Annotated in this window: 23 protein-coding genes and 1 pseudogene; 7 read left to right on the plus strand and 17 right to left on the minus strand. The window is 61.3% G+C overall.

All coding sequences use genetic code 11. The annotated features are described in order from the left end of the window. Positions 1-52: 52 nt before the first annotated feature. Positions 53-466 (minus strand): cupin domain-containing protein, encoded by a 414-nt coding sequence (locus tag ELH03_RS16435; RefSeq protein ID WP_128405497.1) that lies wholly within the window; start codon positions 464-466, stop codon positions 53-55. A gap of 94 nt (positions 467-560) precedes the next feature. On the opposite strand from ELH03_RS16435, the gene ELH03_RS16440 reads away from it, so the two are divergent. The 7 genes from ELH03_RS16440 (at position 561) to ELH03_RS16475 (ending at position 10,367) form a co-directional block, all read left to right on the plus strand. Beyond that, positions 561-1,337 carry an ABC transporter ATP-binding protein gene (locus ELH03_RS16440; protein ID WP_128405498.1) on the plus strand — a complete coding sequence of 259 codons (777 nt, stop codon included), beginning with the start codon at positions 561-563 and terminating at the stop codon, positions 1,335-1,337. Between the two features lie 58 nt (positions 1,338-1,395). Continuing rightward, entirely contained in the window at positions 1,396-2,325 is a 930-nt protein-coding gene (locus ELH03_RS16445; protein WP_027683377.1) for an ABC transporter permease, read from the plus strand. Next, positions 2,322-3,449: an ABC transporter permease gene (locus ELH03_RS16450; protein WP_128405499.1), complete on the plus strand. Its 1,128-nt coding sequence runs from the start codon at positions 2,322-2,324 to the stop codon at positions 3,447-3,449. The genes ELH03_RS16445 and ELH03_RS16450 overlap by 4 nt, the downstream gene beginning before the upstream one ends. A 58-nt stretch (positions 3,450-3,507) precedes the next feature. Next, positions 3,508-4,479: an ABC transporter substrate-binding protein gene (locus ELH03_RS16455; protein WP_018243277.1), complete on the plus strand. Its 972-nt coding sequence runs from the start codon at positions 3,508-3,510 to the stop codon at positions 4,477-4,479. A 510-nt stretch (positions 4,480-4,989) separates the two neighbouring features. After that, positions 4,990-6,180, plus strand: a complete 1,191-nt coding sequence (locus tag ELH03_RS16465) for an efflux RND transporter periplasmic adaptor subunit (protein WP_130766517.1) — start codon at positions 4,990-4,992, stop codon at positions 6,178-6,180. Positions 6,181-6,192: 12 nt separating this feature from the next. Then, on the plus strand, positions 6,193-9,516 hold the full coding sequence (locus ELH03_RS16470; RefSeq protein ID WP_128405502.1) for an efflux RND transporter permease subunit: 3,324 nt from the start codon (positions 6,193-6,195) through the stop codon (positions 9,514-9,516). Positions 9,517-9,683: 167 nt separating this feature from the next. Further along, entirely contained in the window at positions 9,684-10,367 is a 684-nt protein-coding gene (locus tag ELH03_RS16475) for a Crp/Fnr family transcriptional regulator (protein ID WP_128405503.1), read from the plus strand. Between the two features lie 217 nt (positions 10,368-10,584). Here the strand turns inward: ELH03_RS16475 and ureG are convergent, their stop codons facing one another. The 16 genes and pseudogenes from ureG to urtB all read right to left on the minus strand — a co-directional run bounded on the left by ureG (position 10,585) and on the right by urtB (position 23,800). Continuing rightward, complete coding sequence (gene ureG, locus ELH03_RS16480) at positions 10,585-11,196, minus strand: urease accessory protein UreG (RefSeq protein WP_003590582.1); 612 nt, start codon at positions 11,194-11,196, stop codon at positions 10,585-10,587. A gap of 90 nt (positions 11,197-11,286) precedes the next feature. Next, positions 11,287-11,958: an urease accessory protein UreF gene (locus ELH03_RS16485; RefSeq protein ID WP_128405504.1), complete on the minus strand. Its 672-nt coding sequence runs from the start codon at positions 11,956-11,958 to the stop codon at positions 11,287-11,289. A gap of 6 nt (positions 11,959-11,964) precedes the next feature. Next, positions 11,965-12,555: pseudogene (gene ureE / locus ELH03_RS16490) on the minus strand (urease accessory protein UreE). Positions 12,556-12,641: 86 nt separating this feature from the next. Then, positions 12,642-13,505 (minus strand): GGDEF domain-containing protein, encoded by an 864-nt coding sequence (locus ELH03_RS16495; protein ID WP_128405506.1) that lies wholly within the window; start codon positions 13,503-13,505, stop codon positions 12,642-12,644. A 330-nt stretch (positions 13,506-13,835) separates the two neighbouring features. Continuing rightward, positions 13,836-14,507 (minus strand): TIGR02117 family protein, encoded by a 672-nt coding sequence (locus tag ELH03_RS16500; RefSeq protein WP_128412577.1) that lies wholly within the window; start codon positions 14,505-14,507, stop codon positions 13,836-13,838. A gap of 31 nt (positions 14,508-14,538) precedes the next feature. Continuing rightward, positions 14,539-16,251: an urease subunit alpha gene (ureC, locus tag ELH03_RS16505; RefSeq protein ID WP_003561946.1), complete on the minus strand. Its 1,713-nt coding sequence runs from the start codon at positions 16,249-16,251 to the stop codon at positions 14,539-14,541. Positions 16,252-16,254: 3 nt separating this feature from the next. Further along, the gene (locus tag ELH03_RS16510; RefSeq protein ID WP_128400622.1) at positions 16,255-16,878 is read right to left on the minus strand and encodes a Urease operon accessory protein; all 624 of its coding nucleotides are present in this window, start codon (positions 16,876-16,878) and stop codon (positions 16,255-16,257) included. A 16-nt stretch (positions 16,879-16,894) separates the two neighbouring features. Beyond that, positions 16,895-17,302, minus strand: coding sequence for a lysozyme inhibitor LprI family protein (locus ELH03_RS16515; protein ID WP_128400526.1), 408 nt, complete (start codon positions 17,300-17,302; stop codon positions 16,895-16,897). Between the two features lie 22 nt (positions 17,303-17,324). Then, positions 17,325-17,630, minus strand: a complete 306-nt coding sequence (locus ELH03_RS16520; protein WP_003542314.1) for an urease subunit beta — start codon at positions 17,628-17,630, stop codon at positions 17,325-17,327. A 10-nt stretch (positions 17,631-17,640) separates the two neighbouring features. Continuing rightward, entirely contained in the window at positions 17,641-17,892 is a 252-nt protein-coding gene (locus ELH03_RS16525; protein ID WP_012758687.1) for a DUF1272 domain-containing protein, read from the minus strand. 10 nt (positions 17,893-17,902) lie between these two features. Further along, positions 17,903-18,205: an urease subunit gamma gene (locus tag ELH03_RS16530; protein WP_003561955.1), complete on the minus strand. Its 303-nt coding sequence runs from the start codon at positions 18,203-18,205 to the stop codon at positions 17,903-17,905. Between the two features lie 112 nt (positions 18,206-18,317). Beyond that, positions 18,318-19,139 (minus strand): urease accessory protein UreD, encoded by an 822-nt coding sequence (locus tag ELH03_RS16535; protein ID WP_128400623.1) that lies wholly within the window; start codon positions 19,137-19,139, stop codon positions 18,318-18,320. 151 nt (positions 19,140-19,290) lie between these two features. Next, positions 19,291-19,986 (minus strand): urea ABC transporter ATP-binding subunit UrtE, encoded by a 696-nt coding sequence (gene urtE, locus ELH03_RS16540; RefSeq protein WP_003581844.1) that lies wholly within the window; start codon positions 19,984-19,986, stop codon positions 19,291-19,293. 255 nt (positions 19,987-20,241) lie between these two features. Further along, the gene (gene urtD / locus ELH03_RS16550; protein WP_128400528.1) at positions 20,242-20,997 is read right to left on the minus strand and encodes an urea ABC transporter ATP-binding protein UrtD; all 756 of its coding nucleotides are present in this window, start codon (positions 20,995-20,997) and stop codon (positions 20,242-20,244) included. Between the two features lie 5 nt (positions 20,998-21,002). Then, complete coding sequence (gene urtC / locus ELH03_RS16555) at positions 21,003-22,166, minus strand: urea ABC transporter permease subunit UrtC (RefSeq protein WP_128400529.1); 1,164 nt, start codon at positions 22,164-22,166, stop codon at positions 21,003-21,005. Beyond that, positions 22,163-23,800 carry an urea ABC transporter permease subunit UrtB gene (urtB, locus tag ELH03_RS16560; protein WP_128400530.1) on the minus strand — a complete coding sequence of 546 codons (1,638 nt, stop codon included), beginning with the start codon at positions 23,798-23,800 and terminating at the stop codon, positions 22,163-22,165. The genes urtC and urtB overlap by 4 nt, the downstream gene beginning before the upstream one ends. Positions 23,801-23,881: the final 81 nt, after the last annotated feature.

Consider the following 23,881-nt stretch of genomic DNA (forward strand, 5'->3'; position numbering starts at 1 on the left):
CGCATGACGATACGGCCATCAACCGGGGACCGCTGCCTCTATGCCAATGACCTCACGCCGGCACCAAAGCGTCCAACTCCGGCAGAAGCACGACGCTTTCCTGCTCGTTCGGATCGGTGCGGGCGATGATCGCCGTGCACGGCGTGCTGCTGAGGTTCGCCGGCAGGTGCGGCACACCGGCCGGGATATAGAAAAGTTCGCCGGCATGGACGATGACGTGATGCTCGAGCCGGTCTCCGTACCAGGTATGGGCTTCGCCGGAGAGCACGTAGATCGCCGTCTCGTGCGCCTCGTGCAGATGCGCCTTGGCGCGTACGCCCGGCGGGATCGTCAGGAGGTGCATGCAGATGCCCTTAGCGCCGACCGTCTCGGCCGCGACCCCTTGGAAATAGCTGAGCCCCTGCTTGCCGTCATAGGCATGATTGGGGCGAACGATGTGGCAGGTGGGCTTTGATGTCACGTCCATCCTCATCCTCCATGGAGTGTGTCGTCGATAAAACCGGCGATAATGATACCACGCAAACCGCGTTCCCGCGGCGAAAACAAGACTGGTCGCATTGATGCAAGCACCCTCCGTCGTATCCGCCAAGGATCTCTGTCTCACCTACCAGGCGAATGACGGCCCGGTGCGTGCACTGAGCAATGTCAATCTCGACGTCCGCAAGGGCGATTTCGTCTCTTTCATCGGTCCATCGGGCTGCGGCAAGACCACTTTCCTGCGTGTCATCGCCGATCTCGAAAAGAGCACCTCGGGCGAGATCTCGATCAACGGCATGACGCCGGAGGAAGCGCGCAAGGCCCGCGCCTATGGCTATGTCTTCCAGGCGCCGGCGCTCTATCCCTGGCGCACCATCGAAAACAACATCGCCCTGCCACTGGAAATAATGGGGTATTCCAACGTTGACCGGACGAGGCGCATCGCCGAAGCGCTCGATCTCGTCAGTCTTTCGGGCTTCGAGAAGAAATTCCCCTGGCAGCTTTCCGGCGGCATGCAGCAGCGCGCCTCGATCGCCCGCGCGCTCGCCTTCGACGCCGATTTGCTGTTGATGGATGAGCCCTTCGGCGCCCTGGACGAGATCGTCCGCGACCATCTGAACGAAGAGCTGCTGAAACTCTGGACCCGCACCAACAAGACGATCTGCTTCGTCACCCATTCCATCCCCGAGGCGGTCTATCTCTCGACCAAGATCGTGGTGATGTCTCCGCGCCCGGGCCGCGTGACCGATGTGATCGACTCGACCCTCCCGGCCGAGCGCCCGCTCGACATCCGCGAAACCCCCGAGTTCCTGGAGATTGCCCACCGCGTCCGCGAAGGGCTTAGGACGGGGCACGCATGAGGAATAGAGGTTTGATTTCCGGGCTCTGCAGCCTCAACACCAGATGGGAACGAATCCCATGAAACCCGACACCCTCAAGGACAAGATCGTCCCCGTCACCACCATACTGCTGGCGCTCGTCGTCATCTGGTATGTCGCCGCCATCCTCATGAACGCGCCCTTCCAGCGCGACATGGACGGCCGCGCCGGCGCCACACCTTCGACCCTCGAATTCATCGGCAAGACGCTCGCCCAGCCGAAGCCGATCCTGCCGGCGCCGCATCAGGTGGCGCAGAACGTCTACGAGAACACCTTCCTGCGCAGCCTTTCGAGCAACCGCAGCCTCGTCTATCACAGCTGGGTAACGCTCTCTTCCACCCTGCTCGGCTTCGGCTTCGGCATGCTGCTCGGCATCCTTCTCGCCGTGCTGATCGTCCATAACCGCGCCATGGACCGCTCGCTGATGCCCTGGCTGGTGGCGAGCCAGACCATACCGATCCTCGCCATTGCGCCCATGATCGTCATCATCTCCTATAATGTACTGACCGGCGACAATGCCGTTGCACATCTCCTCAATCTCGATTCCGACGCCTCCCGTCTTGTCTCGAAGGCGCTGATCTCCACCTACCTCTCCTTCTTTCCGGTCGCCGTCGGCATGGTGAAGGGGCTGCGTTCGCCTGAAATCATGCATCTCGACCTGATGCGCACCTATTATGCCAGCCCGATGCAGACTTTCTGGAAGCTGCGCGTTCCCGCCTCGATCCCTTTCCTCTTCACCTCGATGAAGGTCGCGATCGCCGCCAGCCTCGTCGGCGCCATCGTCGGCGAGTTGCCCACGGGTGCTGTCGCCGGCATCGGCTCGAAGCTGCTCGCCGGCTCCTATTACAGCCAGACCATCGATATCTGGGCCGCCCTCGTCGCCGGATCGCTGCTGGCGGGCATCCTGGTTGCGATTGTCGGCGTTGCGGCGAAGATCGTCGACCGCGCCATGGGCGGGAGGCCGGCATGAGACATCTGACCTTCTCCTGGCAAGGCGTGGTCGCCCTCCTCCTCTGCGTCGGAGCGCTGACGGCCCTGCCGCTTCTGGCCGACGGCGCGGCGCGACCCCTCACCGACGGCACGGCAAGCCTCATTTTCATCATCGTCATCGCGGCAGCCCTGCTGTCCCTGGCGCCGCAGCCGCCGGCCTATCGTGCCACCGTGCTGTTTATCGGCGCGCATGGCGCCGCCTGGATGCTGCTTTCCGCTCTTTCCGGCAACGAGGGCGCAGCGACACGGGCTTTCTTCCTGCTGCTCTTCGCCTGCTGGCTGCTTGCCTGGCGATGCGTCACCGAGCTGTCGAAACTGCAGCCCGTCACCACTTTCAGCAAGTCGGCGCTCCAGCTGCTGATCCCGGCGATCTTCGGCGCCTGGATCCTCATTCTCTGGGAGGCGGTCACACGTGGCGCCGGCGTTCCCTTCATCCTGCTGCCGCCGCCGAGCGCCATCGGCGCGCGATTCATGGCATCGCTGCCGATCCTCGGCGCGGACGTCAGGCAGACGATCTTCAAGGCGGTGCTGATCGGTTATATCGTCGGCTGCCTCAGCGGCTTCGTCGTCGCGGTGCTCGCCGACCGCATCGCCTTCCTGCGCCGCGGCCTTCTGCCGATCGGCAACATGGTTTCGGCCCTGCCGATCATCGGCGTCGCTCCTGTCATGGTCATGTGGTTCGGCTTCGACTGGCCGTCGAAGGCCGCCGTCGTCATCATCATGACCTTCTTCCCGATGCTGGTGAATACCGTCGCCGGCCTTGCCGCCTCCGGCAGCATGGAGCGCGACCTGATGCGCACCTATGCCTCCGGCTATTGGCAGACGCTGCTGAAGCTCAGGCTTCCCGCGGCAATGCCCTTCATTTTCAACGCACTGAAGATCAACTCGACGCTGGCGCTGATTGGTGCCATCGTTGCGGAATTCTTCGGAACACCGATCGTCGGCATGGGCTTCCGCATCTCCACCGAGATCGGCCGCATGAATGTCGACATGGTCTGGGCGGAAATCGCCGTCGCGGCGCTGGCCGGCTCGATCTTCTATGGCATCATCGCCCTGACCGAACGGGCGGTGACGTTCTGGCATCCGTCTATCCGTGGTGGCTAGGCGCGCACGGGCTCCAGAAACGGGTCCGGGCATAACTTCAGAGGGTAAGGATAAGAAAATGAGAAAGTTGATGGTTGCAATGATGGCGAGCGCGATGTCGCTTGCATCGGCCCATGCCATGGCCGCCGACAAGGTGGTGCTGCAGCTGAAATGGGTCACGCAGAGCCAGTTCGGCGGTTATTACGTCGCCAAGGACAAGGGCTTCTATAAGGAAGAAGGCCTCGACGTCGACATTAAGCCGGGCGGCCCCGATATCGCCCCCGAGCAGGTGATCGCCGGCGGCGGCGCCGATGTCATCGTCGACTGGATGGGCGGCGCCCTGGTTGCCCGCGAAAAGGGCGTTCCGCTCGTCAACATCGCCCAGCCCTACCAGAAGGCGGGCCTGGAAATGGTTTGCCGCAAGGACGGCCCGATCAAGACCGAAGCCGATTTCAAGGGCCACACGCTCGGCGTCTGGTTCTTCGGCAACGAATATCCCTTCTTCGCCTGGATGAACAAGCTCGGCCTGTCCACAGAAGGCGGTCCGAACGGCGTCACCGTGCTGAAGCAGAGCTTCGATGTGCAGCCGCTTGTCCAGAAGCAGGCCGACTGCATCTCCGTCATGACCTATAACGAATACTGGCAGGCGATCGATGCCGGCTTCAAGCCGGAAGAACTGACGGTCTTCAACTACACTGAAATGGGCAACGACCTTCTTGAAGACGGCCTCTATGCGATGGAAGACAAGCTGAAAGACCCGGCCTTCAAGGAGAAGATGGTCAAGTTCGTCCGCGCCTCGATGAAGGGCTGGAAATATGCCACCGAGAATCCCGACGAAGCCGCCGAGATCGTCATGGACAATGGCGGCCAGGACGACAACCATCAAAAGCGCATGATGGGTGAAGTCGCCAAGCTGGTCGGCGACAGCTCCGGCAAGCTGGACGAGGCCCTCTATGCCCGCACGGCAAAGGCGCTGCTCGACCAGAAGATCATCAGCAAGGAGCCGTCAGGCGCCTGGACGCACGACATCACCGACGCCGCTTCCAAGTAATTTCGGTAACATTGCGAAGCGAAACGCGCGGGAGTTTTCCTGCGCGTTTCGTCTTTTTCTAGAGCATGATGCCGAAAAGTGTGCGCAGCTTTCGGACGGCACCATGCTCTATTTATTTGATTTGGATGCTGATTCAGATTTTAGGCCAGTCGGCCTAAATCATCAGCATCTCGCAACCGAAAAAAATGCCTTGCAACTGTCGCATTTATCGGGCGTCAAACGTCTTAGAGATAGAGGCGCGATCAATCTTCGTAATGTTGACATAACCTTGCGGTGATTGATTGACGTCAGAATGGTAATTATTATCGCCTAATGGGGAATTGTTTTCTGCCGGACTTGTAGATCGAGCAAATCGATACCACCTACAAGCCGAATTTGCCGGCGAGGGATGAAGACGGCAAAGGATCGGCGGATACCTCTGAGAATGCAGGAAGGGCAGTGGCCTGATCGCGCGCTGAGTGGCAGACGCTCGAGTTCGGCCAACCTTATCATAAGATTGGACGAAGACGCATGGCACGCAAGCCGATTGGAATTCTAGGCGCCTCTACTCTTTTTGCAGCGGCACTTGCTGCATCCACCGCATTTTCGCAGGAAAAACCGGTCGAAAAACCGCAGCAGAACCTGCCGGCGATCGTCGTCACCAAGGCGACGAACCGGACGCTCGTCGATCGAGTCATCGGCACGGGAACGGTCAAGCCCGTCGAGGAAGTCTATATTCAGCCGCAGGTCGAAGGCCTCTCGATTCGCACGCTGAAAGCCGATGTCGGCGACAAGGTTCAGGCGGAAAGCACGCTGGCGACGCTCAACGATGACGCGCTGGTCTTGGAAAAGAGCCAGATGATGGCGACGAAGGCCAAGGGCGAAGCAAGCCTCGCCCAGCTGCGCGCCCAGCTCATCGAGGCGCAGGCCAATGCCGAACAGGCAAGGCAGCAGCAGGCCCGCGCCCAGGAAATGGGTAAGAAGGGCACGGTTTCCACCGCCCAAGTCGAACAGGCCGATGCGACTGCCGCCGCAGCCAATGCCCGCGTCGTCTCCGCCGAACAGGCGATCGAGGTCTCCGAAGCGGATCTCAAGGTCTTCGACAGCCAGATTGCCGATGCGGATTTGAAGCTGGCGCGCACCGATGTGAAGACGCCGGTCGCCGGCACGGTCTCGGCGAAGAACGCCAAGGTCGGCGCCATTGCCGCCGGCAACGGCGATCCGCTGTTCACCCTCATCCGCGACGGCGATATCGAGCTTGTCGCTGAGGTCGCCGAAGGCGATGTCGTCAGAGTCATGGCCGGCCAAAAGGCAACGATTTCGCTTTCCGGCAGCCGTGACAAGCTTTCCGGCGCCGTACGCCTGGTTTCGCCGACTGTCGATCCGGTCACCCGCCTTGGCCTCGTCCATATCTCCATCGATGATGACAGCAAGGCACGTTCCGGCATGTATGGCAGCGCCGAAATCATCGTGCGCGAGACTGAAGGCGTAGCGCTTCCCCTGACCGCGGTACTCACCGGCAACGAAGGCTCCTCCGCCCGCAAAGTCGAGGACGGCGTGGTGAAATTCGCCAAGATCGAGACCGGCATCCAGGACGGCGCCTATGTCGAGGTCATCAATGGATTGAAGACCGGCGACGAGGTCGTGGCCAAGGCGGGCGCATACGTCCGCGATGGCGACCACATCACGCCGGTGCGTGAACAGCTCCCGGCTTCCAACTAAAGAGACCATCCGATGAATTTTTCAGCCTGGTCCATTCGAAATCCCATTGCGCCGCTGCTGGCCTTCTGCCTGCTGGTGTTCATCGGCATGCAGTCCTTTAATTCGCTGCCGATCACGCGTTTTCCAAATATCGACGTGCCGCTCGTTTCGATCAGCGTGACGCAGAGCGGCGCTTCGCCGGCTGAGCTCGAAATGCAGGTGACGAAGGAGATCGAAGACGCGGTCGCCTCCATCACCGGCATTGACGAAATCCAGTCGACGGTGACCGACGGCAGCTCGCAAACCAACGTCATGTTCCGGATGGAAGTGCCGACCGAACAGGCCGTACAGGACACCAAGGATGCGATCGACCGCATCCGCAGCGATCTGCCGGCCACGGCCGAAGCACCGATCGTCTCCAAGGTCGATGTCGAGGGGCAGGCGATCCAGACCTTCGCCGTTTCCTCGCCTGCCATGTCGCTGGAAGAACTTTCCTGGTTCGTCGACGATACGATCAAGCGTTCGCTGCAGGGTCAGGCCGGCATCGGCCGTGTCGACCGTTACGGCGGCGCAGAGCGCGAAGTGCGCATCGAGCTCACCCCTGACAAGCTCAATGCCTACGGCATCACCGCCGCGAGCGTGAACCAGCAGCTGCGCGGCACCAACATCGACCTCGGCTCAGGCCGCGGTCAGGTGGCGGGCAGCGAACAGGCGATCCGCGTTCTCGGCGACGCCCGCAACGTCGCCGACCTCGCGAACACGACGATCGGCCTGCCGAACGGCCGCTTCGTCAAACTGTCCGATCTCGGCGTCATCAAGGACACCTATGAGGAGCCGAAATCCTTCTCGCGCTTCAACGATACGCCGGTCGTTACCTTCGGCGTTTTCCGCTCCAAGGGCGCCAGTGAGGTCAGCGTCGCCGAAACCGTGGCGCAGAACCTCGACAAGGTGCGGGCCGAAAACCCGAATGTGAAGATCGAACTGATCGACGATTCGGTCTATTTCACCTACGGCAACTACGAAGCCGCCATTCATACGCTCCTCGAAGGTGCGCTGCTCGCGGTCATCGTCGTCCTCCTGTTCCTCAGGAACTGGCGTGCGACCCTGATCTCTGCAATCGCCCTTCCGCTGTCTGCGATCCCGACCTTCTGGGTCATGGACATGATGGGCTTCTCGCTGAACCTCGTCAGCTTCCTCGCTCTGACGCTTGCCACCGGTATCCTTGTCGACGATGCGATCGTCGAAATCGAAAACATTGCCCGCCACATCAAGATGGGCAAGACGCCCTATCGAGCGGCGATCGAGGCGGCTGACGAAATCGGCCTTGCCGTTATCGCCACCACCTTCACCATCATCGCCGTTTTCGTGCCTGTTTCCTTCATGCCGGGCATTCCGGGCCAGTACTTCATCCAGTTCGGTCTGACCGTCGCCTTCTCCGTCTTCTTCTCGCTGATGGTCGCGCGACTGATCACCCCGATGATGGCCGCTTATCTGATGCGCGCCGAAGACGGCATAGAAGACCATCACGACAATGACGGCCTGCTGATGCGGGGATACACCCGTCTCATACGTGGCACGACCGGCCGCTGGTACACGCGTTATGCGACGCTGATTGTCGCGTTCGCTTTCCTGGTCGGCTCCGTTTTGCTGCTGATGCAGGTTCCCGGCAGCTTCCTGCCGCCGGAAGATGCCTCACGCATCGTTCTCTCCGTCGAGCTGCCGCCCAATGCGCGCCTTGACGACACCGAGAAGACGACGGATGCGATCTATGACAGGGTCAAGGACATCAATGGCGTCGAAAGCGTCTTCGTTCTCGGCGGTGCGTCGCCGAAGGGCGATCTCGAACTGCGCCGGGCGACCATCACGCTGGCACTCGACAAGCTCGACCAATCGCTGGTCAAGAAGATGGTCAACGACGTGCTCGGCCATATCCCCGTCATTGGCCCGAAACTGCCGAAGGTGGAGGTCCACGGCCGTGAACGCCCGCAGTGGGATATCGAAAAGGAAGTCTTCGCCAAGCTGCGCGATATTCCCGACGTCCGGATCCTGAAGCTCAATGACCGCGGCGAACGCGACCTCTCCTTCAACTTCCTTTCCAAGAACGACAAGGACCTGAACGACGCCGTCGGCATTCTGGAATCCAAGCTGCGCGCCGATCCGCTGCTTGCCAATGTCAGCGCCGACGGCTCCCTGCCCCGCCCGGAACTGCAGGTTCACCCGCGCATGGATGAGGCCGCCCGCCTCGGCATTACGCCGCAGCAGATCTCCGAGACGATCCGCGTCGCCACCATCGGCGATGTCGATGCCGCCCTTGCCAAGATCTCGCTCGACGATCGCCAGATCCCAATCCGCGTTCAGGCCGCACTCGACATGCGTCGCGATCTCGCAGCCATCCGGACATTGAAGATCCAGACCGCCAGCGGCGGCACCGTTCCGCTCGCGAGCGTCGCCAATATCGACTATTCGGAAGGCGTAAGCTCGATCAAGCGCAACAACCGCTACCGCGTCGTCTCGATCGGTTCCGACCTGCCGCAGGGCGTAGCACTCGACACGGCCTCCGCCCGGTTCCGTCAGATCGTCAACGACGCCAATATCCCGGCCACGGTGCACCTTGCCGAAAGCGGCGACACCAAGGTGCAGACCGAGATGCAGCAGAGTTTCGTCAACGCCATGTTGATGGGCCTGCTACTGGTGCTGACGGTGCTGATCCTGCTCTTCAAGGACGTGATCCAGCCCTTCACCATCCTGTTCTCACTGCCGCTCGCCATTGGCGGCGTCGCAGCCGCCCTGATCCTCACCAGCAATCCGTTGTCGATGCCTGTCATGATCGGCATCCTGATGCTGATGGGTGTCGTCACCAAGAACGCCATCCTGCTCGTCGATTTCGCAATCGAGATGCGCCATCAGGGCATGCCTCGCGTCGAGGCCATGGTCGAAGCCGGCCGCAAGCGCGCCCGGCCGATCATCATGACCTCGATCGCCATGTCGGCGGGCATGCTGCCTTCCGCGCTTGGTGTCGGCGAAGGCGGCTCGTTCCGCGCGCCGATGGCAATTGCGGTGATCGGAGGCATCATCGTCTCGACCGTACTCTCGCTCGTCGTCGTGCCCTCCTTCTTCCTGATCATGGACGATCTATCCCGCCTGCTCGGCTGGGCTTTCGGCCGCCTGGTCGGCCGGAAGGACGAGGAGGAGCTGCCGCTCTCGCGCGAGGATCTCACCCGTGTCACCCGGGAGAACCGCAGCGAAATCGACTCGCTGGAGGAGCGCCTGACCGCAATCGAAAAGCCGGAAGGCAAGCGCAAGAGCGCCAAAGGCGACACCAACGTGCTGCGCCTGCCGCCCTTCGCGGCGGAATAAGCAAAGCCCAGGAAATGAACGGGCCGGGAGCGATCTCCCGGCCCGTTTCATTTTTGCTGTTCACTTCTGGCGATTGACCGAAATCAAATCCACCGACATCTCCTTCCCGTATTTTGCCCGGCATGCACATGGAATTGGAAAGGCTGGCCATATCAGGAGACCGGGAGATGAACAGGACGCTGACATTCATCGGCCATGAGGCCGCTGTGCTCGCCAAGGCCACCGTCATGGCCGGGCTCGACCACAACGAGGCCGAAGCCCTCCGCGCCCACGCCACCGTTCGCCTCTGCGACCCGCATGACGTTCTCTTCGAGGAGGGCGACAAGGCGGCCTATTTCTATTGCGTGCTCAGCGGTTATGTCAGGCTCTATCGCCACAACAGCGACGGCAGGCAGGCCGATATCCGCATCTGCGAGCCCGGCGACAGCTTCGCCGAATGCCTGATCCACGCCGACGAAACCTATCGCTACGGCGCGCAAGCGATGGATCATGCCGTGCTGGCGCGCTTCCACATCGCTGAGGTCCGGCTGTTGCTGGAGGAGCGGCCGCGGATCGGCAAGGCGATCATGCGCAGCCTGTCACTGCATCTGATCTCGACAATGGAATGCCTGGCAAGCGACCGCATGCAGACCGCGCCGCAGCGCGTGGCGCATTATCTGCTGACCCACTGCGCCGAGAACGGTGCGGCCGCTTCGCTGCGGCTGCCCTTTCCGAAAAATCTGCTTGCCCGCAAGCTTGGCCTCGCACCGGAGGCGCTCTCGCGCGCCTTCTCGACGCTGAAGACGAAAGGTGTCACGGTGCGCGGCCGAGCGATCGCCATCAGCGACGTCAACCTGCTGCGGCAGGTCTGATCGTCACAGCATGAAGGCCGAAAAGCGTGAGCGGTTTTCGGACGACATCATGCCCTAATTCTTTGATTTTGATCCGGATGATTTTAGGCCGATCCGGCCTAAAATCATCCGGATCTAAGCATGTCGCGCAAAAGTGTGCAGCGGTTTTGCGACAACGACATGCGTAAAAACAAAGACCTAAAGCGCACGAAGCGAATCTGAAAGATCGCGACGCGCTTTAGAGACCGCCCTGCTCCCTGAGGAAGCTGACGATCGAGCTGACGCCGTCGCCGCGCTTCATGTCGGAGAAGACGAAGGGGCGCGAAGCGCGCATCCGCGTCGCATCCCGGTCCATCACTTCGAGATCGGCGCCGACATAAGGCGCCAGATCCTTCTTGTTGATGACGAGCAGGTCCGACCGGGTGATGCCAGGCCCGCCCTTGCGCGGGATTTCCTCGCCCTGGCAAACGGAGATGACATAGATGGTGATATCGGCAAGATCGGGCGAAAAGGTCGCCGCCAGATTGTCACCGCCGGACTCTATGAAGACGACGTCGAGATCGGGGATCCGCTGGTTGAGGCCGGCAATCGCCTGCAAATTGATCGTCGCATCCTCGCGAATGGCGGTATGCGGACAGCCGCCGGTTTCGACGCCGACGATGCGGTCTGAAGGCAATGCCTGCATCCGCACCAGCGCCTCGGCATCCTCTGTCGTGTAGATATCGTTGGTGACGACGGCGACGGAATAGTCGTCGCGCATCGCCTTGCAGAGCTTTTCGGTCAGCGCCGTCTTGCCCGAGCCGACCGGCCCGCCGATGCCGACACGCAAAGGTCCGTTTCTTGATTTCATGTGCCTTACTCCAATCGAACCCCGATGATAGCGAAGCCGCCCGCCCGCGCCACCGTCAAATGACGCAGCCACAGCGATAATTTCGGACAATCACGAACGGAACAGCCGCGTCGCCTGCGTCTCGTGGCGCAGGCTGGCAATATCGGCCTGCACCGTCGCCGAACCCAGATCGTCGAGCGTCGAGGCTGCCGCCCGCCGGGCAACCTCCGCGATACGGTCTTCCAGACCGGCAAGAACGGCGACGCCATCCCTTTGCCCGGCGACACCAAGGCGGATGCCTGATGAAACCGCTTGTGAGACATAGGCATGCAGGAAGGCGGCGAGCACCTTCTCGGGCCTTATCCCATGGGCGCCCGTCACCGCCCCGACTGCAATGGGATAGGCGACCCTATCAGGTAGCCGCTCGAACACCTCGTCCGGCCAGGCCCGCGCCGCTGCGACGAAAGCCTCACCGAGCAACATCGTTTCCTGATGCCGCTCGCGTGATCCGGCCAGCGCCTCGGCGAGTGCAGCGACTTCGGCAAGGCATGCGGCTTCTGCCTGTTGCCTGTGGCTTTCGGCCAGAAGCACCGCATCGTTCCAGGCCGAACCATTGCCGACCAGCGCGCCGATCCAGGCCCCAAGCGAGGTCGCATCCGTAACGAGCCCGTCGGCCACCGCCCGCTCCAGCCCGCCCGAATAGGCAAAGCTGCCGATCGGAAAGGCCGGCGAGAGCCATGCCGTCAGGCGCAGCAATGCCTGCAGCTCGCGATCCCTGGTCATCAAGACTCAGTCGTGCTTGTGGTCATGATCATGACCACGATCGTGGCGGTGCTCATGCTCATGCTCGTAGCCATGTTAGTGATCATGGTCATGGCCGTGATCATGCCCGTGGTCATGATTGTGATCATGATTGTGATCGTGATCATGCCCATGCGAATGCCCGCCTTGGGAATGATAGGCCCCGCGCGCCGGCTGGAACGGCTCGTCGATCTCGAGAACGACGGCGCCGAGGCCCTGCAGCATGGCGCGGATGACATGGTCGCGGAGGATGACGATGCGGTCTTCCTCGATCTGCGCGGCAAGATGCCGGTTGCCAAGATGCCAGGCGAGCTCGACCAGATGGGTGCGGTCGCGACCGCGGATTTCGAAGAGTTTCTCGTCGGCGGCGAGGATCTCGATCAGTTCGCCGTCGTCGCGCACCAGCAGGTCGCCATTGGCGAAAAGCACCGGATCCTTGAGATCGAGCATGACCATTTCGCCATTTTCCAGATGCAGCAGCTTACGGCGCAGATGACGCAGATCATGCGGCAGCTTGACCTGGGCGATCGGGTGGGAGGAAGGGGTTCCGGCGGGAAGATAGGAGGTGACGCGCTGCATGACATGTCCGTTTTTCTGAGAGGACGACCATGCAAAATAGCTCTTCCCGATGCAAGCACCAATGGCCTTTCGTCCGGCTTCGGCTTTTATATTCCGTAAGCCTGCATCACGTTGTCGCTCTCAGGGCTTCTGTTCTCGCCATCGACGCCGTTCTCGACGAGCCCGTGCCAGGCGTGATGAAGACCTTCCCGTTCGTGTACGACGCGATTGCGCCCGAGCGCCTTGGCGAGATAGAGCGCCCGGTCGGCGGAGGCATAGACCGCCTGCTTGTTGCGCTCGGCGACGAGATCGGCAACGCCGCCGGAAACGGTGATGCGGATATCGTGCCCCTCGGCCTTGATGGCTCCGCCGGCGATCCGGGCTCGGACACCTTCAATACGCTCCATCCGTGCCTCCAGCGGCTCGCCGGATACGATGATGCCGAACTCCTCCCCACCCAGCCGTGCGACGACGGACATATCATCGAAGGCGGATGTGAGCATGGCTGAAACGGCGATGATGACGGCATCGCCGCAACCGTGGCCGAAGCGATCATTGATCGCCTTGAAACGGTCGACGTCGAAAATCACTAAGGACGCGTTGCCATCGGCACTCTCAAGCGCCTCGGTAAAAGCACGCCGGTTGAGCAGCCCGGAAAGCGTATCCGTGCGGCTGAGCTTTTCGAATTCCGCGCGCGAGAGCGCGAGGTCGCGCATGGCAAAGCCGGCAAACAGCGACAGCATGCCGGAAACCGTACCGCCGATCAGCCAGGAAAAGATCGCGCTGAAGCCGATTGCATGGGCGAGCGTCACCGGCAGCAGCCCGAGAAGATCGAGCGACGGCATCGTCAATGCGATAATGACTCCCGAGAGAATAACGGCAAGAAAAGCCATCTTCAGGGCGAAGACGTAGACGTTCTTGCGGTATTGAAGATCGCCAAAATCGGCCTGCAGCGAAATCCAGTTTCTCATGAGAATCAACCTTCCTGCTCGGCGTTTCCAGGCATTGATAAGAGCCCAATTGCTGCGGGTGTCTTAATTGACTCGTTAAAATTCGAACGGTTTCGGACGTTTCGGTGGACAGAATTTTTCTAGCAGGGGATGCAGCTTTCCAATCCCTGAATCGAACAGTGCGGAGAGACAGTTAAACATTTGATATAAAAGGAGTTTATCAGGATTCACGATACATATGTTCCAGAATGGCTTAGCCGGGGAAAATACTGGTTTTCCCACCGATTTATACAACCAGATGGAGAGCGCTGCTCACAATTCACTTTAAGGGCGGGTTGGGCCGACGCCGCCTCAATTGTAGACAGCAACAGACAATCGCAATGCTTGTGGAAGCGGGTTCCATAAGCCGGTTCGGAGCCCGGCCGAGCGCAGGGCAGCGGCAGTCCAGGTGTTGCAGCCGAAGAGGGCGTTGAAGTATCCCCTGGCCTCGAAGAACCGATCGATCTCGCCGTATCCTGCATCCGGAATCGGCACCACCGCGCCCGCATCGCGGACGAAGCTCTGCGAGATAAAATCGCGCAGCTGCGCCAATTGATCGTCGCGGACATCGAATGCCGTCACAGTGGGCTGCGGCTCGGTGATAGGACCGGCAAGGTCCAGATGCAGCACCGCACGGTCGATCGTTAGAGCGCGCAACACCGGCAGCGGCTTCAGCTCCGCCCATGTGGGAGTTTCCAGATAGAAGGCACGACCGCCCCAGCCGATAATGAGCCACTCCGCATTCGGATGGCCGAGCGGAAAACCGGTATCGTCGAGGAAGGAAAAGGCAGCCCGCGTTTCCGCGTCGAGCGGAATGGCAATATCGGTATGGATCGGTCCTGACAGCAGCAGAATCCGATGCGCCAGCGCCGCAGATGACGCCTTGACCGGCGCAATCAGCGGCCGGGGAATGAAGGTCCCGCAGGCCGCCAAAAGCACAAGCAGAAATACGATCCGCGACAACCAGCGGATGCCTGTCCTCATCGCAGCCGTCCGCTGCATATCGGACGTGGGCCTAGAACAGGAAATAGCGCTGCGCCATCGGCAGCACCGTCGCCGGCTCGCAAGTGAGCAGCTCACCGTTCGCCCTGACCTCATAGGTCTCCGGATCGACCTCGATCTCGGGTGTCAGGTCGTTGTGGATCATCGATGCCTTGGAGATGCCGCCGCGCGTATTCTTCACCGCGACCAGTTCCTTGGCGACGCCGAGCCGGCCCTTCAGGCCGGCATCGAGCGACGCCTGGCTGACGAAGGTGACGGAGGAATTGGTGAGGCTCTTGCCGTAGGAGGCAAACATCGGCCGGTAGTGAACCGGCTGCGGCGTCGGGATCGAAGCGTTCGGATCGCCCATCGGCGCGGCCGCGATCGAGCCCCCGAGCAGCACCATATCGGGCTTCACCCCGAAGAAGGCCGGGTTCCACAGCACGAGGTCGGCACGTTTGCCGACTTCGACCGAGCCGATCTCACGGCTGAGGCCATGGGCGATCGCCGGGTTGATCGTGTATTTGGCGATATAGCGGCGGACGCGGAAATTGTCGTTGTCGCCCTTTTCCTCCTTCAGCCGGCCGCGCTGACGTTTCATCTTATCGGCCGTCTGCCAGGTGCGGATCGCCACTTCGCCGACACGGCCCATGGCTTGGCTGTCGGAGGAGATGATCGAGAAGGCGCCGATATCGTGCAGGATGTCTTCGGCAGCGATCGTTTCCTTGCGGATACGGCTTTCGGCAAAGGCGATGTCTTCGGGGATCGACGGCGACAGATGGTGGCAGACCATCAGCATGTCGAGATGCTCGGCAATCGTATTGACCGTATAGGGCCGTGTTGGATTGGTCGACGAGGGGATGACGTTCGGCTGGCCACAGATCTTGATGATGTCAGGCGCATGCCCGCCGCCGGCCCCTTCCGTGTGGAAGGCATGGATGGTGCGGCCCTTGATGGCGCCGATCGTATCCTCGACGAAGCCGCTTTCGTTCAGCGTATCGGTGTGGATCATCACCTGCACGTCGTATTCGTCGGCAACCGACAGGCAGCAGTCGATAGCGCCTGGCGTCGTGCCCCAATCCTCGTGCAGCTTCAGCGAGGTGGCGCCGGCCAGCACCATTTCGGTCAGCGCCCCCGGCAGCGAGGCATTGCCCTTGCCGGCAAAGGCAAGGTTCATCGGAAAGGCGTCGGCCGCCTCGATCATGCGCGCGAGATGCCAGGGACCGGGCGTGCAGGTGGTGGCAAGCGTGCCGTGCGCCGGTCCCGTGCCGCCGCCGAGCATGCAGGTCATGCCGCTCATCAGCGCTTCCTCGATCTGCTGCGGCGCGATGAAATGGATATGGCTGTCCATGCCGCCAGCGGTGACGATCTTGCCTTCGGCGGCGATCGCCTCCGTGCCGGGACCGACGATGATATTGACACCCGGCTGCATGTCGGGATTACCGGCCTTGCCGATCGCGACGATACGTCCGTCCTTGAGGCCGATATCGGCCTTGTAGATGCCTGAATGATCAACGATCACCGCATTGGTGATGACCGTATCCACTGCGCCATCCGCCCGCGTCACCTGGCTCTGGCCCATGCCGTCACGGATCACCTTGCCGCCGCCGAACTTCACCTCCTCGCCATAGGTGGTGAAATCCTTCTCGATCTCGATGAAGAGCTCCGTATCGGCAAGGCGCACCTTGTCGCCGGTGGTCGGTCCAAACATGCCGGCATAGGCGGCGCGCGAGATCTTGTAGGGCATCTATCAGGCTCCTTGGGAGGAAGAGACGAGTGTTTCTCCGCCGAGCCGCTTGAGGCGGCCAGCGGCAATATAGCTATCGACAAGCTGTCGTTCGGCCGCAAATGGGTGCCATTCCCAGCCGGAGTGGCCGAAGCCGGCAAGCGTCACCTCGGCCTCGGCATATGTGTTCAAAACCTCGGCAATGACGATCATACCGCTGCTCGGCACGACATAGGACGAAGGAGCAAAGGCCGAAAGCGAGGCATCGACGGCTTCGTGAACCGTCTTGCCGATGACGACGTGCCTTTTGCCGGTATCGGCGCAGAAGACACTGAATTCATCCGTATAGTCGTCGCAGAAATCGTCGAGATCAGGATGCGAGACGGCAAGCGGCGCCCGCATCGCGGCGAATTTTTCCGGGTCGCGCACGCTCCAGATTTCGCCAGCCGACACGACGCCCGGATGGGCGCGCCACTCACGCGAACCGAGCATCGCCTTTGCCGGCCTGCCGGTGTTACAGACCGCGACGGCATCGGTGCGGCTGCCGCCGGCCCCGTAGGAGCGGCAATCATTGAAGCGAATGACGATATCGGCGGCATCGATGATGCCAGCCCCGCCTTCCTCAATGTCGCCATTGCCGACGATCATGATTTTCCTGATCACCCTAGTTGCTCATCGTGTCTTCGAGCTCTTTCAGCTCTTTCGTGCGTTTGTCCGTAATGTTGGCGAGACAACCGGCGACCAGCATCGGCTCCATCGTGCCGCCACGCGCCTGAAAGCCAAAGGCGTCGCATTCGGCATCGCGATAATCGATCCAGGCGCGCTGTGCCTTAACCAGCGCCTGCTCCGCGCCCTTCATATCGCTATCCAGGTCCTTGTCGATCGCTGCTAGGACGGCGCGGGTCTTCTTGTATTGCGCATTCAAAGCTTTGTCGGCGGCCTCATGGCGCGCCGCCTCGCAGCCAGTCATGTCCGATTGCGTCTTGGGGTTGTTGCAATCGATATCCTCAGCAGAGGCAGCACCTGCCGTCAGCAGCATCGCCGCCCCGACGAGGCAGATATTCAAGCGCATGCATTCCTCCAGCCTATTGTTCTTAAAGCTTGCCCATCACCAGCTGGCGGAAGCCATAAACCTCGCGCTTGCCGGAAAGCGGGATCAGCGTCACCGAGCGCGTCTGCCCCGGTTCGAAGCGCACCGCCGTCCCCGCCGGGATATCAAGCCGCTTGCCATGCGCCGCCGCGCGATCAAAGGAAAGCCCGGCATTGGTCTCGGCGAAATGATAGTGGCTGCCGACCTGCACCGGCCGATCGCCCGTATTGGAAACCTCCAGCGTCACCGTCGGCGCGCCGGCATTCAGTTCGATGTCGCCGCTTGCGGCAATGATTTCGCCTGGAATCATTTCGTCCTCCTTAAGCCGCCTTGGGCGCGCAGCCCTCGGCTTTCAGCACACGCTTCGTCGACGCAGGATTTTTGGCAAGCATCGCCGCCGGCCGAATAGGCCTCGCGACGAGATTACCGCCGCAGTTCGGGCAGACACCCTTCAACACACCGTCCACGCAATCGGCGCAGAAGGTACATTCATAGGTGCAGATCCGTGCCTCAGTGCTATCAGGCGGCAGATCCTTGTCGCAGCATTCGCAATTGGGCCTGAGCTCCAGCATTCCTATCTCCTCAACGGATCGGCTCGTGCACGGTAACGAGCTTGGTGCCATCCGGAAACGTTGCCTCCACCTGCACGTCGTGGATCATCTCTGCAATCCCCTCCATCACCTGGTCGCGGCCGATCACATGGGCGCCGGCTTCCATCAGCTCGGCAACCGGGCGGCCGTCGCGGGCGCCTTCGACGACGAAGTCGCTGATCAGCGCGATCGCTTCGGGATAGTTCAGCTTGACGCCGCGCTCCAGCCGCCGCCGCGCCACCATCGCCGCCATGGAAATCAACAGCTTGTCTTTTTCTCTCGGAGTGAGGTTCATCGCTTGTCCATCTGCTTCATGCCTAGAACAGGATGATCCTGTTCTACATTAAAGAGTTAGAGCATGATGTCGTCCGAAAACCGCTCACACTTTTCGGCATCATGCTCTAGGTTCATAGATTCCAGACTTTCGGCACAGGCGCGCCGTTGCGCAAGGCCGAAATGACCGGGATCAGGATTTTTCTGAGCGAGAAGCCGTCGGCTGCTGCAAGGCGGACGACGAGCTTGTCGTTCCAGGCGCTTGCCCCGCCCATCGGCCCTTCGACGAGCGGCCGCACCTTGCCGAGATAGGCTTCGGCCAAAGGCCCGGCATAAAGCAGCGTCGCAAAAGCCACCTGCCCGCCGAGCACGGCCTGGCGCGCGGCAAGGGCCGCTACGCCGTCGGACAGCCGCAGTTCTTCGGCATGGATCAACCGCCCCGAGCGGCGGATGCGCCAGCGGTCGCGGAAAAGTCCCGTCTCCATCATTTCGCCCATCGCCTTGCGGCCAAGCAGCACGGCTTCGACGGCGAGAAATTCGGCATTCTCGTCGAGATCGACATCCAACCGGCGCGACAGCGAGGCGCGGTCGAAAAGGATCGTCTCCTGAGGCAGCCAGTCAACGCGGGCGCGGGCGCCGACCTCGATGCTGGTCGAAACCTCTGCCGTGCCGGCCGAAGCCTTGTAGATCTTCTCGCAGGCTTGGGTGGTGACGTCGACGCGCGTACCGGCACCGGCAACGACGCTCCAGGACATGCGGTCACCGCCTGTCAAACCGCCTGATGTATTGATGATGACGGCTTCCATGGAGGCATCGAAGGTATCGGGCAGGCGGATCTTCGCGGCCCCCTCCTGATAGAGTTCACGGATGCGCGTGCGGCCATCGAACAGCTTTGCCGCCAGATGCCCGCGCCCTTCCGCTCTTTGCAGTCTCGTGCCTGCCGCCGCAATCGTCATATCGTCCCTTTCGGTCGCGCTATCGGTTTTCATTCAAGCGCGCGGATAGCGGAAAGCAAGCAATTCCCATGCCGTCCCGAGCAGACCTTTGGCGGCAGCGGACGGTTTTCCAGACGCCGTGCTCCTTGCTGCTAAAAGCGGCATCTGCCGGTCAGACAGTCAGATGGCGGCGGGCCTCTGGCGTATCCAGCGTCTCGGCAAGCCCTTCATGCACGATTTCGCCGCGGTCCATGATGTAGACATAGTCAGCAAGCTCGCGGCAGAAATCGAGATACTGCTCGACGAGCAGGATCGCCATGCCTGTGGAGTCGCGCAGATAGCGGATCGCCCGGCCGATATCCTTGATGATTGACGGCTGGATGCCCTCGGTTGGCTCGTCGAGCACGAGAATCCTAGGCCGCGTCACCATGGCGCGCCCGATCGCCAATTGCTGCTGCTGCCCGCCGGAAAGATCGCCGCCGCGACGTGACAACATCGACTTCAGCACCGGGAAGAGACTGAAGATGTCATCGGGGATGTTGCGGTCGCGGCGGCCAAGCGGAGCAAAGCCGGTTTCGAGATTTTCCTTGACGGTCAGCAGCGGGAAGATTTCGCGCCCCTGCGGCACATAACCGATGCCCTGCTTGGCGCGGGCAAAGGGCGGCAGGCCGTTGAGCCTGGTGTCGTTGAAGGTGACGGTGCCCGCCGACAGCGGATGCTGGCCGGTAACGGCGCGCAGAAGAGAACTCTTCCCCACGCCGTTACGCCCCAGCACGCAGGTGATCTTACCCATCTCGGCCTTGATCGAGATGCCGCGCAGCGCCTGAGCGGCGCCATAATGCAGGTTTGCGTTTTCAACTGTCAGCATGATGCGACATCCTTGTTTGCCGTGCCGGCGGTGCGACCACCCTCTTCTCCTTCGCGGGGAGAAGTGCCGAGCGCAGCGAGGCGATGAGGGGGTGAGGAGCAACAGCGACGAACGCGTTGAGCGAAGGCGAGAGGTTATCAGCGGCGTGCCGTGCAGGCCCCTCATCCGACCCTTCACGCCACCTTCTCCCCGCTGGAGCGAAGAGGGAATATGTCGCTCCCCTTTCAGACCAATCCAGAAACATCGACCGCATCATCACCGCCCCAGATAGTTCTCGATCACCTTCGGATCCGAACTCACGAAGTCGATCGATCCTTCCGCCAGCACCGAGCCTTCCGCGAGGCAGGTCACCTTGACGCCGAGGTCACGGATGAAGCCCATGTCATGTTCGACGACGACAACCGACCGGGTTTTGGCGATATCCTTAAGCAGGATCGCGGTTTCAGCCGTCTCTGCATCGGTCATGCCGGCCACCGGTTCGTCGACGAGCAGGAGCTTCGGCTCCTGCGCCAGCAGCATGCCGATCTCCAGCCACTGCTTCTGCCCGTGCGAGAGATTGGCGGCGAATTCGTCGCGGCGATGCGTCAGCCGCACCGTTTCGAGGATCTCCTCGATGCGCGCCTTGTCCTCGCCCGAAAGCCGGTAGAGCAGCGTCGAGAACACACCACGACGTCGGTTCAGCGCCAGCTCCAGATTGTCCCACACCGTATGGCTTTCGAAGACTGTCGGCTTCTGAAACTTGCGGCCGATGCCGAGCTGAGCGATATCGGCTTCATCCTTCTTGGTGAGATCGATAGTACCGTTGAAGAACACCTCACCCTCATCGGGCCGGGTCTTGCCGGTGATGATATCCATCATCGTCGTCTTGCCGGCCCCGTTCGGGCCGATAATGGCGCGGAGTTCACCGGGCTCGATGACGATCGACAGCGAGTTCAGCGCCTTGAAGCCGTCGAAGGAAACCGACACGCCGTTGAGATAAAGCACGCTGGTGGGTTTGACGTCGGGGATCATGGCGCTCACTCCGCTGCCTGGATTTTCGGCTCGATACCGTCTTCCTCAGCCGCCGGTGGTGCCGCCTTGGAGACAGGCTTCCGCTTGCCGAGATATTGCGAAATCGTGCCGACGACGCCCTTCGGCAGGAACAACGTGACGGCGACGAAGAGACCGCCCAGTGCAAACAGCCAGACCTCCGGGAAGAGGCCCGTGAAGATCGTCTTGCCGCCGTTGACGAGGATCGCGCCGATGATCGGCCCGATCAGCGTCGCCCGCCCGCCGACCGCGGTCCATATGACGACTTCGATCGAATTGGCAGGTGCGAATTCGCCTGGATTGATGATGCCCACCTGCGGCACGTAGAGCGCGCCGGCAATGCCCGCCATCATCGCCGAGACGACGAAGGTGAAAAGCTTGAAATGCTCGACGCGGTAGCCGAGGAAGCGCGTGCGGCTTTCGGCATCGCGCACGCCGACCAGCACCTTGCCGAACTTCGAGCGTACGATCGCCGAGGCGATCATCAGCGATAGAGCGAGGAAAATCGCGGTTGCGGCAAAGAGGGCTGCACGCGTGCCGTCAGCCTGTACATTGAAACCGATAATGTCCTTGAAATCAGTAAGGCCGTTATTGCCGCCGAAGCCCATGTCGTTGCGGAAGAAGGCCAGCAGCAGCGCGTAGGTCATCGCCTGGGTGATGATCGAGAGATAGACGCCGTTGACGCGTGAGCGGAAGGCAAACCAGCCGAAGACGAAGGCGAGCAGGCCGGGTACGACGAGCACCATCAGCGCAGCAAACCAGAAATGGTTGAAGCCGTACCAGAACCAAGGCAGATCCTTCCAGTTCAGGAACACCATGAAGTCAGGCAGAACAGGATCTCCGTAGCTGCCGCGCGTGCCGATCTGGCGCATCAGATACATGCCCATCGCATAGCCGCCGAGCGCAAAGAAGGCACCGTGGCCGAGGGAGAGGATGCCGCAGAAGCCCCAGACGAGGTCGAGCGCCAGCGCCAGCAGCGCATAGGTCAGATACTTGCCGAACAGCGACATGATATAAGTCGGCACGTGCAGCGGATTGGTCGGCCCCGTCATCAGGTTCAGGACCGGCACGAGGATCGCGACCAGAAGCAGGAGGGCGATGGCAATGACGATCTTGCGATCGAGTGATCGGAGAAGGAAGGCCGTAATCATGCTTCCACCGCCCTTCCTTTGAGTGCGAAGAGCCCGCGGGGACGCTTCTGGATGAAGAGAATGATAAGGACGAGCACCAGGATCTTGCCGAGCACGGCGCCGGCAAAGGGCTCGAGGAACTTGTTGACGACGCCGAGCGAGAGTGCACCGACCAGCGTACCCCAGAGATTGCCGACACCGCCGAAGACGACGACCATGAAGCTGTCGATGATGTAGGATTGACCGAGGTTCGGCGAGACGTTGTCAATCTGGCTGAGCGCCACGCCGGCGATGCCGGCAATGCCCGAGCCGAGCGCGAAGGTGAAGGCATCGACCCAACCGGTGCGGATGCCCATCGACGACGCCATGCGGCGGTTCTGCGTAACGGCGCGCATCTGCAGGCCGAAGGCGGACCGCTTGAGCAGCAGGAGCAGCGCCACAAAGACCACCATCGAAAAGACGATGATCCACAGTCGGTTCCAGGTGATGGAGAGCCCGCCGAGATCGAAGACGCCGGACATCCAGGTCGGATTGCGGACCTCGCGGTTGGTCGGGCCGAAGATGCTGCGCACCGCCTGCTGCAGGATCAGCGACACGCCCCAGGTGGCGAGCAGCGTTTCCAGCGGCCGACCGTAGAGATAGCGGATGACGGCGCGCTCGATCAACAGACCGACGAAGCCGGTAAAGACGAAGGCCGCAGGCACAGCAAAGGCCAGCGAATAATCGGCAAGTTCAGGAAAGGCGGAGGTTATGTATTCCTGCACGACATAGGTCGTATAGGCACCGATCATCACCATTTCGCCATGCGCCATGTTGATGACGCCCATGACGCCAAAGGTGATGGCAAGGCCGATCGCGGCAAGCAGCAGTACCGAGCCGAGAGACAATCCGTACCAGATGTTCTGGACGATATCCCACAGCGCCAGGCTGCGATTGATGGAACTGATATCCGCCTGGATCGCCGGCTTCAGATCTTCAGGCGCGGTTTCGAGTGTGGTCGTGAGGATGGTCAGCGCATCGCGATTGCCGCGCGCTGCGATCGTATCGATCGCAGCCTTCTTGTCTTCGACGCTCGCATCGGTCTTGAGCAGCAGCACTGCGCGCGCCGCTTCCATCGTAGTCTTGATCTCAGCGTCCTTTTCGGCCGCAAGCGCCGAGTTCAGCAGGTCGAGATTGGCGGGATCGGCATCTTTCAGAAGGCCCTGCGCCGCGGCAAGCCGCGCGGAACGGTCCGGGCTCATCAGCGTCAACTGGCTGGTGGCGGCGCTGATGACGCCGCGAAGCGCATTGTTGATCTTGACCTTCGTCATCAGATCCGGATCGACATCGGCAGCGGCTTCGCCGGTGATCGGATCGGAATAGGTCGGTTCGTCATCGGTACCGCCCTGAAGGAGAACCGGGCCGCCATCGGAATTGACGTAGAGACGGCCGTCGCTCAACTGTTGTAGGATCTGGCTGACATGCTGGTCCTTGGAAGCGACCAGCGCCTTGATGGCCGCTTCTCGTTCCGGGAAGTCACCGACGCCGAGCGCGTCGATAAGCACGTGGATATCGTCCTGGGCCTGGACTTCGCTCGAGATTATCACGCCCGAAAATGTCAGGCCCGAAAATGTCAGGCAAACCGTGATGAGGAAAATCTTTATGGCGCGATACATCGGCTTTCTCGCCCTTGATAGTGTTGGCCTCGCGGCGCAATCGCTGGGACGGAGCTTCCGCCCGGGATCAAACCCGGACGG

Origin of the sequence: Rhizobium beringeri, assembly GCF_004306515.1 — a bacterium.
GTDB lineage: Bacteria > Pseudomonadota > Alphaproteobacteria > Rhizobiales > Rhizobiaceae > Rhizobium > Rhizobium beringeri.